Raw genomic sequence first — 12,712 nt, 5'->3', positions numbered from 1 at the left:
TCGCCGGGCATGGCCCGGCGAGCGCAGTGTCGAATCACCGGTACCCCTGCACCTGCTTCCTCAGCAGATGCGGCACGATCAGCCGATGCACCGGTGCAACCGGCAGCATGTACACGCGCCCGAACGCGTTGTGCGTATGCACCACGGTCGCCACTTCCAGCACGTCGCCCTGCCACTGCAGGGCCAGCTGCACACGCAGGTGGCGGTCGTCGTCTTCCAGCACGATGGCATCGTCATCCAACGACTGCAGGGTGAAGATGCCCAGCCGTTGCCCCGGATGCGGCTGCGCGATGTCCTGCACCGCGCGCAACGAGCCCAGGTGCTTCATGCCGAGCAGGCGCATGCCGCGATTGCGCAGTGCCATCAGCCCATCGAACCAGCCGGGAATGGTCGCGGCCATATCGCGATAGGCCTGCAGGGCCGAACGCCCATCACGATGGGTCGTTGCCTGGCAGGCATGCACGAAGTCGGCGCTGGCCAGCTGTGGGCGCAGGACACTCCCCACGCTCGGCGGGCCGGTCACTACCTGCAGTGGACTCACGGCTTGGGCCCCTGCCCCTCGTTGTCTTCCCAATGCAGGATGCGGCGGGTGACGAAGCGGTAGACCGGCTTGCCGGTGGCGAACCACAGTTCGCGCACCCAGGAGGTGCGCTTGAGCACCCGCTTCTCCACCGGGGTGAGCGACTCGCGGCAATACATGCGCTTGTGCTTGAGCAGGTGGCGCAGGTCCTCGCGGGCCAGCAGGCGCATCCAGCGCGAGCGCGGGTTGCCGATCACCGCCAGCTGGAAGTCGATCAATGCCGGGCGGCCGTCCTCGGTCACCAGCCAGTTGGCTTCCTTGGCCAGATCGTTGTGGGCCACGCCGCGCCGATGCAGCTGCTGCAGCAGGCGACGCGCGGCGCGGAACCAGGCCAGGTCGCCACGCGGTGGGCGCTGGTACATGGCGTCGCCGGCCATGAAACTGCGGTCGAGATGATGCCCATTCCACGCCAGCAGCTGCGGCACATCGGCCATGCCGTGGATATGGCGCAGCGCGCGCGCTTCGCGGCGGGCCAGCCACCAGGCCGGCAGCCGCAACCACAGTGGTGTGGCGCCCAGGTCACGGCGTACGAAGGGGCCGGCCGGCCCTTCCACACGGAGGATGCAACCGAAGCTGTCGGCCTTCAAAGCATGCGGTGGCGTGTCTGGCGTATGCGGCATGGGCCCATTCTAGGCGATGGCGCCGGTTGCAAACGGTCACCAAGCGGCTGGGAACCAGTCACCTTCACGCCCCTATAATCGGGCAATGGACTCTTCATGGATCGACGCCACGCTCGCGTGGATTGCCGCTCACCCCGTGCTGGCGGGTGCCGTTATCTTCCTCATCGCCTTCTGCGATGCAGTGATCATTCTCGGTGCCATCGTGCCGGCCCTGCCGCTGCTGTTCGCGGTGGGCGTGTTCATCGGACTGGGCCAGATCTCCGGGCCGTACGCGGTGGCCGCAGCCGCACTGGGCGCGTTCGCCGGTGATGGCATCAGTTACTGGATCGGGCGCCGCTGGGGTGACCGCCTGCGTGGCGTGTGGCCCTTCAGCCGTTACCCGCAGCTGCTCGACCGCGGCGAAAACCTGTTCCGCCGCAATGCCTTCAAGAGCATCCTGGTGGCACGCTACGTCGGCGCGATCCGGCCGTTCGTGCCCGCCATCGCAGGCATGATGAAGATGCCAGCGAGCCGCTATGTGCAGGCCAGTGGTATCGCCAGCATTTCATGGGCGGTGCTGTTCCTGGCCCCGGGCTGGATTCTTGGCGAGGCCTATGACGCGGTGGCCGCGGTAGCCGGTCGGCTGGTGGTGGTGGTCGGCCTGCTGGCGGTGATCCTCGGCCTGGTCTGGGCCATTGTGCTGTACGGCTACCGCTGGTCGGCCGCGCGCATGGACAACTGGCTGGCACGCCTGCTTGACTGGTCCAACCGCCATCCGACGCTGGGCCGCTACACCGTCGGTGTGTTGGACCCGAAGCGGCGCCAGTCGGTGCCGCTGGCGATGCTGGCGCTGATGCTGCTGGTGCTGGGCTGGGGCTGGTTCGCGCTGCTGACCGTGGTGGTCGCACATGGCGAGCCACTGGCGATCGACCTGCTGGTACACCAGGCCATGCTGGCCCTGCGCAACCCGCTGGCCGATTACCCGATGGCCGCGCTGGCGTCGCTGGGCGCCTGGCAGGTGCTGCTGCCGGCCACTGCGGCGGCGATGGGCTACCTGGTCTGGCGCCGGCGCTGGATGGCGGCCGCACACTGGCTGGCCGCGCTTGCCTTCGGCCTCGCATTGACCATGCTGCTCGGTGCCACCGTCGATGTGGTGCGCCCGGTCGACGCCAGCAGTGGCTTCGGCTTCCCGTCGGTGTCGGTGACGATGGCCACCATCACCTTCGGCTTCTTCGCGGTGCTGATCGCCCGCGAGATGCCCGGCCGCACCCGCGTCTGGCCGTACCTGGTGTCGGGCATCGTGGTCAGCCTGATCGGTTTCTCGCGCCTGTACCTGGGCGCGCATTGGCTGAGCGACGTGATCGGCGGCATGTTGTTCGGCACGTTCTGGCTGCTGGTGCTGGGCATCGCCTACCGCCGCCGCTTCAACCGCTCGTTCTGGGTGAAGCCGGTGGCATGGCTGTTCTACGGCGTCTTCGCCGTCGCCGCGATGTGGTACGCACCGCGCAATATCCCGGTGAAGCTGGAACGCTTCGAGCCGACCTTGCCGGCCCCGCAGGCAATGGACACGCAGGCCTGGTGGCAGCACGACTGGGCGACACTGCCGGCGCGCCGCAACGAGTTCGACGACGACCAGCGCTGGCCGCTGGACGTGCAGGTGGCCGGTCCGCTGGCACCGCTGCAGGCACAACTGGAAGCGCGCGGCTGGAAGCGGCAGGAGCAGGCCGGCTGGCAGCAGGCGCTGCTGATGCTGGACAAGAACACCGGCGCCGATGAACTGCCGGTGCTGCCGGCGACGCTGGACACCCGCGTCGAGGCGCTGCTGATGGTACGCACGGGTACACACCGTGATGAGCGCTACGTACTGCGCCTGTGGCCGGCCCCTGCGCAGTTGCAACCGGGCAATACGCCGCTATGGCTGGGCAGTGCGCAGACCCTGCGCTACGAGCGCCACTTCGAATGGATCGGCATGTGGCACCCGCTGCGTGGCGTCGACCCGGCATTGAATGCGGTGAAGGAGGCCGTGCAGGAGCTGCCGCAGCGCGAGGATGTGCACAGCGAAACCGGGTTGCCGGTGCTGCGGTTGAAGACCACTACGCCCTGAGGGGGACGGTGCGCGATCACCCACTGTCGCGCCGGCCCATGCCCGGCTGCGCTTCGCACGATCCAACACGCCGAGCATGGGCTCGGCGCTACAGTAGATCCACGCCATGCGTGGATGGCTGCTACGGCATCCAGCCCAGCAACTGCTGCAATCGCTGGTGCGGGTCGTCCATCTGTAGCAGCTGCAGGCGCTGTTGCTCGCTCAGCGGCAGCAGTTCGGCCAGCCGCCAGCCGACCCAGCTGGCCTGGTCCAGCAGCGCCGGATTGGCCGGCGCATAGGCCTCGCCGGCCTGCTCGATGATGTGCCCCAGCACCGTGGCCAGCAGTGCATGCTGCGGCCGCAGTTCGTCGTCGGGGTCTTCCTCGCACCAGCGCACATCAGCCACCACCAGGCCGTTGTCGCGCACGCGGGTGCGCTCGACATGGAAGCGACGGGTGCCGCGCAGGCGCAGCTGCAGCACGCCGTCGGCGCCGACATCGAAGTCTTCGATGCGTACCTGCACGCCAAAGGCAGCCGGTGTCGCCGGTGCGCCGACCTCCTCGCCCTCGAGGATCAGGCAGACACCAAATCCCTCACCACTGCGGCCGCTGTCGCGGACCAGGTCCAGATAGCGCCGCTCGAACACGCGCAGGCCCACCGCTGCACCCGGCACCAGCGTGGTGTGCAGCGGGAACAGCGGCAGCGAGCCATCGCCGCTCATCGGGCCTGCAGCGCGGCGAGGAAGCGTCGCGGGGCACCGTCGAAGCCACCGTTGGACATGAATACCACGTGGTCGCCACTGCGCGCGCTGGCCTGCAGCTGCGCCAGCAATGCGTCGGTATCGGGCACCGCGTGGGCCTGGCCACGCACCGCGGCGATCACCGCCGCAGCATCCCAGGCCAGTTCCGGGCGATGCAGGAACACCACTTCATCGGCCAGCGCCAGCGAGGGAGCCAGCGCCTGCGCATGTGCGCCCAGCCGCATCGAGTTGCTGCGTGGCTCCATCGCGACCACGATGCGCGCATCGCCCACCTTGGAACGCAGGCCCTCCAGCGTGGTGGCGATCGCGGTCGGATGGTGGGCGAAATCGTCGTAGACGGTGATGCCGTCATGGCTGCCGATCACTTCCATGCGGCGCTTGACGCTGCGGAAGCGTGCCAGCGCCGGGATCACCTCGGCCGGCGCCACGCCCACTGCGTGCGCGGCGGCCAGCGCGGCCAGCCCGTTGAGCACGTTGTGGCGGCCCAGCAGCGACCATTGCACATCGCCCAGCGCCTGCCCACGATGGTGCACGCGGAAGGCGCTGCCATCGGCGGCCAGAAGCTCGGCATGCCACTCCAGCGCCGGATCGAATCCGAAACGCTCGACCGGGGTCCAGCAGCCCATCGCCAGCACTTCGGCCAGGTACTGATCCTCGCCGTTGACGATAAGCCGCCCACGTGCGGGTACGGTACGCACCAGATGGTGGAACTGGCGCTGGATCGCGGCCACGTCCGGGAAGATGTCGGCGTGGTCGTATTCAAGGTTGTTGAGGATGGCCACCAGCGGCCGGTAGTGCACGAACTTGCTGCGCTTGTCGAAGAAGGCCGTGTCGTACTCATCGGCCTCGACCACGAACTCGCGGCCCTGGCCCACGCGGGCGGAGACACCGAAATCCTCGGCGACACCGCCGATCAGGAAGCCCGGCGAGCGCCCTGCACTTTCCAGCAGCCAGGTGAGGATGGTGGTGGTGGTGGTCTTGCCGTGGGTACCAGCCACGGCCAGCGTGTCGCGGCCCGGCAGCACCTGCTCGGACAGCCACTGCGCGCCGGAGATATAGCGCTGGCCGGCATCGAGCACGGCTTCCACGGCGGCATTGCCGCGCGACAGTGCGTTGCCGATCACCACCTCGTCGGTGCCGGCCGGCACGCTGTCGGCACGGTAGCCCTGGTCCAGGATGATGCCCAGCTGTTCGAGCTGGGTCGACATCGGCGGGTAGATGGCCTGGTCGCTGCCGCTGACGGAATGCCCGAGTTCCCGCGCCAGGGCGGCCACGCCGCCCATGAAGGTGCCGGCAATTGCAAGGATATGTACGCTGCTCATGACCGAGGATTGTGACCGATGACGGCTGTATAGGGCCAATGTCCGCTATCGGGTAAGACAACCCCTACACGGGATGTGAGAAAACTCCAATGAGCTGTCAGGGAATTCCCGATAGCGATGTTCTGTGAACCCGGACACAATTCGAACTGCCAGCCGCAGTACCCGAACCGGTCCTACTCCCCAAGAGGCCATCCCCAAGGGAGCTCATGCTGCGGGGCCCTGAGCAAGCCCTTCGCTGGCGCCTATCAAACGACACAGGCCTGATCCTCGCGGACCAGGCCTGTGTTTTTTGCGCCCGAAGGACCGGAAGCATGCCGGCCCCGCCGGATCAGGCCTTGATCGCTGCCAGGATGCGGGCTTCGATCTCGTCCAGCTCACCGACGCCATCGACGCGGGCCAGGGTGCCACGGCCGGCGTAGAAATCGACCACCGGGGCGGTCTGGTCGTTGTAGACCTGCAGGCGCTGGCGCACCGCTTCCGGGTTGTCATCGGCGCGGCCCTGCTCCTTGGCGCGGCCGGCGATGCGGTCGACCAGCAGCTCGGTGGGCACATCCAGCTGCACCACTGCGTCCAGCGGCTGGCCGATCTTGGCCAGCAGGCCATCCATCGCATTGGCCTGGGCCACGTTGCGCGGGTAGCCATCGAGGATGAAGCCCTTGGCGACATCAGCCTGGGTCAGGCGCGACTCCAGCATGCCCAGCAGGATGTCGTCCGACACCAGGTTGCCGGCATCCATCACCGTCTTGGCCTGCTTGCCCAGCTCGGTGCCGGCGGCGATTTCCGCGCGCAGCATGTCACCGGTCGAAATGTGGGCGATCCCCAGCTTTTCCTTCAGGCGCGTCGCCTGTGTCCCCTTGCCCGAACCGGGCGGTCCCAACAGAACCAATCGCATTGACCTGACTCCAACGTGTTGAAAACAAAGAAGGTTCGCGTCCCGGACGGTCCGGTATCGCTGCACCGCAATAGCGCCACTTTACCGCATCCGGGTAATGTCCCTGCAATGTCCCTTCCCCCGAACAGGTAGAAGCATGCGCAACGGTACCCTCCTTTATGCCCAGTCCGGCGGTGTCACCGCCGTCATCAATGCCACGGCGGCAGCGGTGATCGAGCAGGCCCGGGCCAAGGGCATCAAGGTCCTGGCCGCCCGCAACGGCATCCTCGGCGTCCTGCGCGAGGAGCTGATCGACACCAGCAGAGAGAGTGCGGCCGCGATCCGCGCCCTCGCCCATACCCCGGGCGGGGCCTTCGGTTCGTGCCGGGTCAAGCTGAAGTCGCTGGACGCCGACCGCGCCCGCTATGACCGCCTGCTGGAGGTGCTGCGCGCGCATGACGTGCGCTGGTTCCTCTACAACGGTGGCAACGACTCGGCCGATACCGCGCTGAAGGTCTCGCAGCTGGCCAAAGCCTCCGGCTACGACCTGACCTGTATCGGCGTGCCCAAGACCATCGACAACGATCTGGCGGTGACCGACACCTGCCCCGGCTTCGGATCAGCGGCCAAGTACACCGCGGTCTCGGTGCGCGAGGCGGCACTGGACGTGGCGGCGATGGCCGAAACCTCCACCCGTGTCTTCATCTACGAGGCGATGGGCCGCCACGCCGGCTGGCTGGCCGCCGCCGCGGGCCTGGCCGGCAACGGTGATGACGAAGCGCCGCACATCATCCTGCTGCCCGAGCGCGCCTACGACGAGGGCGCCTTCCTGGCCAAGGTGAAGGCGGTGGTCGAGCGTGTCGGCTACTGCGTGGTGGTGGCGTCGGAAGGCATCGCCACCGCTGATGGCCGCTTCGTTGCCGATGCCGGCGGTGGCAAGGACTCGTTCGGTCATTCGCAGCTCGGCGGCGTAGCGGCGCACCTGGCCGGCCGGGTCAAGGACCAGCTGGGCCTGAAGGTGCACTGGGCCCTGCCCGATTACCTGCAGCGCTCGGCCCGCCACCTGGCCAGCAGGACCGACTGGGAGCAGGCGCAGGCGGTGGGCAAGGCCGCGGTGCAGCTGGCACTGAAGGGCCAGAATGGCGTGATGCCGGTGATCGTGCGCAGCAGCGATGCACCGTATCGCTGGAAGATCGAAGCCGCGCCGTTGTCGAAGATCGCCAACCACGAGAAGAAGATGCCGGCCGGTTTCATCCGCCGCGATGGCTTCGGCATCACGGCCAGGGCGCGCGCCTACCTGTCACCACTGATCAGGGGCGAAGCACCGCTTCCCTATGGCACCGATGGCCTGCCGAAGTACGTCACCCTGAAGAACGTGGCGGTGAAGCAGAAACTACCGGCCTTCGAAGGCTGACCTGAAAAAGGGGACGGAGGGGATTAAGTCGCATACGCCCCTCTGTCATCTCCAACAGCATCAGCAGTGGGTCGGATACGACTTAATCCCCTCCGTCCCCTTTTCATGGAGATCATCATGGCACTGCGTGTTGTTCGACTCGGTACGCCGCGCCAACCCGGCGAGGGGCTGCGCATCGGCACCGTTCGGCGCCCACCGCGCGGCGTGCCGCGCAGCGAGTTCGCCCGACAGGACTGGTACGACGTCTGGTTTCCGACCCTGTCCCCCAGCGCGGAGCTGGTGAAGCGGGCGCATGAGGCAACGACGACGGCCGACTGGACCGCCTTCTTCCGCCATTACAAGGCCGAGATGAAGGCGCCCGATGCTGCCCACGCGCTGGACCTTCTGGCCGCGATGTCGCAACACAGCGACATCAGCGTGGGCTGCTACTGCGAGGATGAAGCGCACTGCCACCGCAAGGCATTGCGCGAGCTGCTGGTGGCGCGGGGAGCAATGCTGGCGGATTGATCAGCCGGTTGCCGGCCAGCGGCCGGCACTACCCTCGTGGATGCCTGGGCGCAGCGCCGGCGCCATCTCAATTGCAGGCCTTGCCTTCCATCTGCAGTTGCGCGGCGAACATCGTCACCTGCGGAATCTGGCCGGCGGCGGCCCGCTTCTTCGCCTCCTCCAGGTAAATGCGCGACTGGCCCTGGCCGTCCAGCTCAACCTTGTTGCTCGACGGCAGACGCCACACCCGCACCACTGCCTGCTGGGCCGGGCACGCCGCGTTCGGCACGCGGATCACATCGTTGAGTTTCCAGCCCTTGTCCGCACTTGGCTGCGCCTTGGTGTAATCGACGAAGCGCGCACGTGGCTGGCACTGTTCGCTGGTACGCACGGCGGAGAAGCGGTAGGGCGCGGCGGCGTCGCCGGTGAACGCACCTTCCAGCCGCGCGCAGGCCTCGGGGATCTGCCGCAGCGTATGCACCGCACCCACCGCCTGCGGCGCGCCCACGGCACGCTGCAGTTCCGGGGTTTCCGCGGCGAATGCCGGCACGGCCGGGACCAGGGCGGCAAGCATCAACAGGGACAAGCGCATGGGGGATCTCCTACGGGACTGTGCGCAGGCTTGCAGAGACTGGCTTAACGGGGTGCAAAGGCCGTTGGCTCGCGAATCATGCCCATGGCCCGACGGCATGCGCCGCGGCTCCGAGGAGCCAGTCGAGCATGGCTCGACTCTGCAAGTGGCGGCACGCATACTGCGGGCACCAGGGAATGCTGAACACCGCCATACGTCGGACGACCGCCAAGGTCGGTACGGGTTGGTTCCAGGCTGCAGCCCGTCGTCCCCCTCGTGGTGCCGTTCATCGCCACTGGATGCCTACATCCATTCTGCGGAGGGGTCTAATGCTGGAACGTCACGGGCTGTCACTGGCGCTGGGCTGCGCCATTCTCGCGATCCTGTTCGGAATCGTCTCGGCGCGCTGGATCCTGCGCCAACCCACCGGCAATGCACGCATGGTCGCGATCGCCACCGCGATCCAGGAAGGTGCGCGTGCCTATCTCAACCGCCAGTACCTGACCATCGGCATCGCCGGCGTGGTGCTGTTCGTGCTGGTCGGCATCTTCCTCAGCTGGTACACCGCGATTGGTTTTGCAGTCGGCGCGGTGCTGTCCGGCGCCGCCGGCTACATCGGCATGAACGTGTCGGTACGCGCCAACGTGCGTACCGCAGAGGCGGCGCGCAACGGCATCAGCGCGGCGATGGACGTCGCCTTCCGCGGCGGCGCGATCACCGGCATGCTGGTGGTCGGGCTGGGCCTGCTGGGCGTGGCCGGCTACTACGCACTGCTGTTGCAGATGGGCCTGCCGATGGAACAGGCGCTGCACGCGCTGGTCGGCCTGGCCTTCGGCTCCTCGCTGATCTCGATTTTCGCGCGGCTGGGGGGCGGCATCTTCACCAAGGGCGCCGACGTCGGCGCCGATCTGGTCGGCAAGGTCGAAGCCGGCATTCCCGAAGACGATCCGCGCAACCCGGCGGTGATCGCCGACAACGTCGGTGACAACGTCGGCGACTGCGCCGGCATGGCGGCCGACCTCTTTGAAACCTATGCAGTCACCGTCATCGCCACCATGCTGCTGGGCAGCCTGATGCTGGCCGAAGCCGGTGCCAATGCCGTGCTGTATCCGCTGGTACTGGGCGGCGTGTCGATCATCGCTTCGATCATCGGCGCGCTGTTCGTCAAGGTGAAGCCAGGCGGCTCGATCATGGGGGCGCTGTACAAGGGCGTGATCGTTTCCGGCGTGCTGGCCGCCATCGCCTTCTACCCGATCACCACCGGACTGATGTCCGACAACGTGCATGGACCGATGGCGCTGTATGGCTGCGCGCTGATCGGCCTGGTCCTGACCGGCCTGATCGTGTGGATCACCGAGTACTACACCGGCACCCAGTACAAGCCGGTGCAACACGTAGCACAGGCCTCGACCACCGGCCACGGCACCAACATCATCGCCGGACTCGGCATCTCGATGAAATCCACCGCGCTGCCGGTGGTGGCGGTGTGTGCGGCGATCTGGGGTGCGTTCGCACTGGGCGGCCTGTACGGCATCGCCATCGCCGCGACCGCCATGCTGTCGATGGCCGGCATGATCGTCGCCCTCGATGCCTACGGCCCGATCACCGACAACGCCGGTGGCATCGCCGAAATGGCCGAGCTGCCTTCGGAGATCCGCGACATCACCGATCCGCTGGATGCGGTGGGCAACACCACCAAGGCCGTGACCAAGGGCTATGCGATCGGCTCGGCGGCGCTGGCGGCACTGGTGCTGTTCGCCGACTACACCCACAACCTGCAGGCAGCCCATCCCGGCCAGGAGTTCCGCTTCGATCTCAGCGACCACACGGTGATCATCGGCCTGTTGATCGGCGGCCTGATTCCCTACCTGTTCGGTGCGATGGCGATGGAAGCGGTCGGCCGCGCGGCAGGTGCAGTGGTGGAAGAAGTGCGCCGCCAGTTCCGCGAGATCCCCGGCATCATGCAGGGCACCGGCAAGCCCCAGTACGACAAGGCGGTGGACATGCTGACCCGCTCGGCGATCCGCGAAATGATCGTGCCCTCGCTGTTGCCGGTCGCCGTGCCGGTGGTGGTCGGCCTGCTGCTGGGGCCGCGCGCACTGGGCGGCCTGCTGATCGGCACGATCGTCACCGGCCTGTTCGTGGCCATTTCGATGACCACAGGCGGCGGCGCCTGGGACAACGCCAAGAAGTACATCGAGGATGGCCACTTCGGTGGCAAGGGCAGCGAAGCGCACAAGGCCGCGGTGACCGGCGATACCGTTGGTGACCCGTACAAGGACACCGCCGGCCCGGCGATCAACCCGCTGATCAAGATCATCAACATCGTGGCGCTGCTGCTGGTGCCGCTGCTGTAGAGCCACGCGACGCGCGGATGGCAGGCTTGACCGGGTGGGATCCCTTTCCTGCGGAAAAGGGATCCCACCCCGCTGGCGATCACCGCCCGCGCAGGAAGAACGACACCGACACCGGCACCATCACGTCCACGGGGTCGCCGGCCACCTCGGGCGGCGGCGCCGGGACCGGGGCGTCAGCGGTGTCCGGCGGAGGCGTCGGCTCCGGCGCACGCGGCGGTGACAGGTCACCCTGCGGCTGCACCGGCGCCTTCGGTTGCTCGCCCCACCAGATCCTGCGACAGGTGCAGTTCGGTACGGATTGCATCCAGCATCGCCCGTGCGATGCCCTCCTGCACGCTGGCGTCAGCGTTCTCGCCGGGGCGGCTGGGTGCCTGCAGCAACAGCGCGCGTGCGGCACGCAGCTGCCGGGCCTGCCGCGCCACCTCCCAGCCCCTGGCCAGCAGTACGGTCCAGGTGGCCGGCGATGCCACTGCCAGCGCGATCATCACGGTTTTCACCACCACGTCGGCGGCCAGGTACATGCCGCACGGGGTCAGTGCGGGAGCGGCCACAGGGGCCGGTCAGCAGGCAGCATCGTCCCGGGTTCCAGCGGTATCGGGGGATGCGGTGCGGCGGCGGGCCGCGCGAGGATCGTTGGCGTCGTCCACTTCCACGACCGGATTGGGCTCCAGTCGCGGTGCCGGCCGGCTGAGCACGTAACCGGCGCTGGCGGCAAAGAACAGGCCCACGCCGAGCAACAGGCGCCACGACGGATGCGCGCCCCAGCAGAACAGGGCAAAGCCCACCGCCATGCCTGCACTGGCAAACGCCTTGCCCTTGCCCGACACGGCACCCTGCTCGCGCCACAGCCGCAGCGACGGGCCGTAGCGTGGATGCGCCAGCAGGCGCTGCTCGAACGTCGGCGAGCTGCGTGCGAAGCAGCCCACCGCAAGGATCAGGAAGATGGTGGTCGGCATCACCGGCAGCAACGCGCCGATCACGCCGAGGCCGACCATCGCCCAGCCCAGCGCGAACCAGAGCCAGCGCATCAGCGCTGCACCTGTGGGCGCGCGCCGGGCATCAGGCGAATTCCACTTCGACATGGCCGTGCACGCTGCGGAACGCGGCGTCGGCCGCATCGATCACCTGCTGCTCCTGCTCGCCACTCAGCGGCACCGCGTCCAGCACAGCGGTGAACTCGCGCCAGTGGCGCGCTGCGCCATCGGGATGGGCGGCCAGGTGGCGAGCGCCGAAATCACGGTGCAGGCCGAGCGTGGCCGCCATCTTGTACAGAATGGTGCCGCCGAGATTGGAACCTTCAGCCACGTACAGCCAACCCAACGCAGTGGGCAGCGCGAGGTCCGAGGGCAGCGCGTCGATGTCCGCGCCAGGCAGGGTCTGCTCCAGGTCCTGCAGGTCGCGTGCGACCTGTGTCAGGCGCCGGCGCCCTCCGAGATCGGGCAGCAATGCGTCCAGGGCAGGGTTGGCATACAGCGCATCGATGCTGCGGTGGAAGCGATACTGCACGCGCAGGAAACGGGCGAAGTTGCTGCGGTCGGCGAAGATGTCACCGGCCATGATGCGCTTGTCCAGCGCACCGTGGCTGTCGCGTGTGGCGGCCTTGAGCCGCAGGCTGCGGCTGTCTTCGGGAGCGATGTGTGCGTTCATGGGGGAATGCCAGGAGGGTCGT

At 67.7% G+C, this 12,712-nt stretch carries 13 protein-coding genes and 1 pseudogene; 4 read left to right on the top strand and 10 right to left on the bottom strand.

Annotation, left to right across the window (positions count from 1 at the left end; genetic code table 11):
- Nucleotides 1–34 precede the first annotated feature (34 nt).
- Together KXV01_RS19410 and KXV01_RS19405 are read right to left on the bottom strand one after the other, a co-directional pair.
- Complete coding sequence (locus tag KXV01_RS19410) at nt 35–541, bottom strand: DUF2867 domain-containing protein (protein ID WP_049413711.1); 507 nt, start codon at nt 539–541, stop codon at nt 35–37.
- A complete protein-coding gene (locus tag KXV01_RS19405) occupies nt 538–1,200 on the bottom strand; it encodes a serine/threonine-protein kinase (RefSeq protein WP_111096658.1) in 663 nt (220 codons plus the stop codon). The genes KXV01_RS19410 and KXV01_RS19405 overlap by 4 nt, the downstream gene beginning before the upstream one ends.
- An 85-nt stretch (nt 1,201–1,285) precedes the next feature.
- Between KXV01_RS19405 and KXV01_RS19400 the strand changes: the two genes are divergently transcribed.
- A complete protein-coding gene (locus KXV01_RS19400; protein WP_111096657.1) occupies nt 1,286–3,283 on the top strand; it encodes a bifunctional DedA family/phosphatase PAP2 family protein in 1,998 nt (665 codons plus the stop codon).
- A gap of 121 nt (nt 3,284–3,404) precedes the next feature.
- Here KXV01_RS19400 and KXV01_RS19395 read toward each other — a convergent pair whose 3' ends face one another.
- From KXV01_RS19395 to KXV01_RS19385, 3 genes are all read right to left on the bottom strand, one after another.
- Nucleotides 3,405–3,983, bottom strand: coding sequence for an LON peptidase substrate-binding domain-containing protein (locus tag KXV01_RS19395; RefSeq protein ID WP_111096656.1), 579 nt, complete (start codon nt 3,981–3,983; stop codon nt 3,405–3,407).
- Nucleotides 3,980–5,344: a UDP-N-acetylmuramate:L-alanyl-gamma-D-glutamyl-meso-diaminopimelate ligase gene (gene mpl / locus KXV01_RS19390; RefSeq protein WP_049413707.1), complete on the bottom strand. Its 1,365-nt coding sequence runs from the start codon at nt 5,342–5,344 to the stop codon at nt 3,980–3,982. Before mpl ends, KXV01_RS19395 begins: the two co-directional genes overlap by 4 nt.
- 328 nt (nt 5,345–5,672) lie before the next feature.
- The gene (locus tag KXV01_RS19385; protein ID WP_005419045.1) at nt 5,673–6,236 is read right to left on the bottom strand and encodes an adenylate kinase; all 564 of its coding nucleotides are present in this window, start codon (nt 6,234–6,236) and stop codon (nt 5,673–5,675) included.
- Between the two features lie 136 nt (nt 6,237–6,372).
- On the opposite strand from KXV01_RS19385, the gene KXV01_RS19380 reads away from it, so the two are divergent.
- Nucleotides 6,373–7,629: a 6-phosphofructokinase gene (locus KXV01_RS19380; RefSeq protein WP_111096655.1), complete on the top strand. Its 1,257-nt coding sequence runs from the start codon at nt 6,373–6,375 to the stop codon at nt 7,627–7,629.
- Nucleotides 7,630–7,746: 117 nt separating this feature from the next.
- A complete protein-coding gene (locus KXV01_RS19375) occupies nt 7,747–8,136 on the top strand; it encodes a DUF488 family protein (protein ID WP_111096654.1) in 390 nt (129 codons plus the stop codon).
- A 67-nt stretch (nt 8,137–8,203) separates the two neighbouring features.
- On the opposite strand, the gene KXV01_RS19370 is transcribed toward KXV01_RS19375, so the two are convergent.
- The gene (locus KXV01_RS19370) at nt 8,204–8,707 is read right to left on the bottom strand and encodes a hypothetical protein (protein ID WP_111096653.1); all 504 of its coding nucleotides are present in this window, start codon (nt 8,705–8,707) and stop codon (nt 8,204–8,206) included.
- 308 nt (nt 8,708–9,015) lie between these two features.
- Here KXV01_RS19370 and KXV01_RS19365 point away from each other — a divergent pair, with 308 nt between their 5' ends.
- On the top strand, nt 9,016–11,043 hold the full coding sequence (locus tag KXV01_RS19365) for a sodium-translocating pyrophosphatase (RefSeq protein ID WP_111096652.1): 2,028 nt from the start codon (nt 9,016–9,018) through the stop codon (nt 11,041–11,043).
- A gap of 79 nt (nt 11,044–11,122) precedes the next feature.
- On the opposite strand, the gene KXV01_RS19360 is transcribed toward KXV01_RS19365, so the two are convergent.
- The 4 genes and pseudogenes from KXV01_RS19360 to KXV01_RS19345 form a co-directional block, all read right to left on the bottom strand.
- A complete protein-coding gene (locus tag KXV01_RS19360) occupies nt 11,123–11,284 on the bottom strand; it encodes a hypothetical protein (RefSeq protein ID WP_239666974.1) in 162 nt (53 codons plus the stop codon).
- 25 nt (nt 11,285–11,309) lie between these two features.
- Nucleotides 11,310–11,617, bottom strand: a pseudogene (locus KXV01_RS19355) (tonB-system energizer ExbB); the annotation flags it as partial.
- Nucleotides 11,604–12,071 (bottom strand): YbaN family protein, encoded by a 468-nt coding sequence (locus KXV01_RS19350; protein WP_049413699.1) that lies wholly within the window; start codon nt 12,069–12,071, stop codon nt 11,604–11,606. The pseudogene KXV01_RS19355 and the gene KXV01_RS19350, both read right to left, overlap by 14 nt.
- Before the next feature lie 31 nt (nt 12,072–12,102).
- Nucleotides 12,103–12,690 carry a biliverdin-producing heme oxygenase gene (locus tag KXV01_RS19345; protein ID WP_099495429.1) on the bottom strand — a complete coding sequence of 196 codons (588 nt, stop codon included), beginning with the start codon at nt 12,688–12,690 and terminating at the stop codon, nt 12,103–12,105.
- Between the last annotated feature and the right edge of the window lie 22 nt (nt 12,691–12,712).

Origin of the sequence: Stenotrophomonas sp. Ps181, from assembly GCF_025697425.1 — a bacterium.
Classification (GTDB): domain Bacteria; phylum Pseudomonadota; class Gammaproteobacteria; order Xanthomonadales; family Xanthomonadaceae; genus Stenotrophomonas; species Stenotrophomonas sepilia.
The sequence above is the reverse complement of the archived record's forward strand: the minus strand, read 5'-3'. Positions and strand labels throughout refer to the sequence as shown.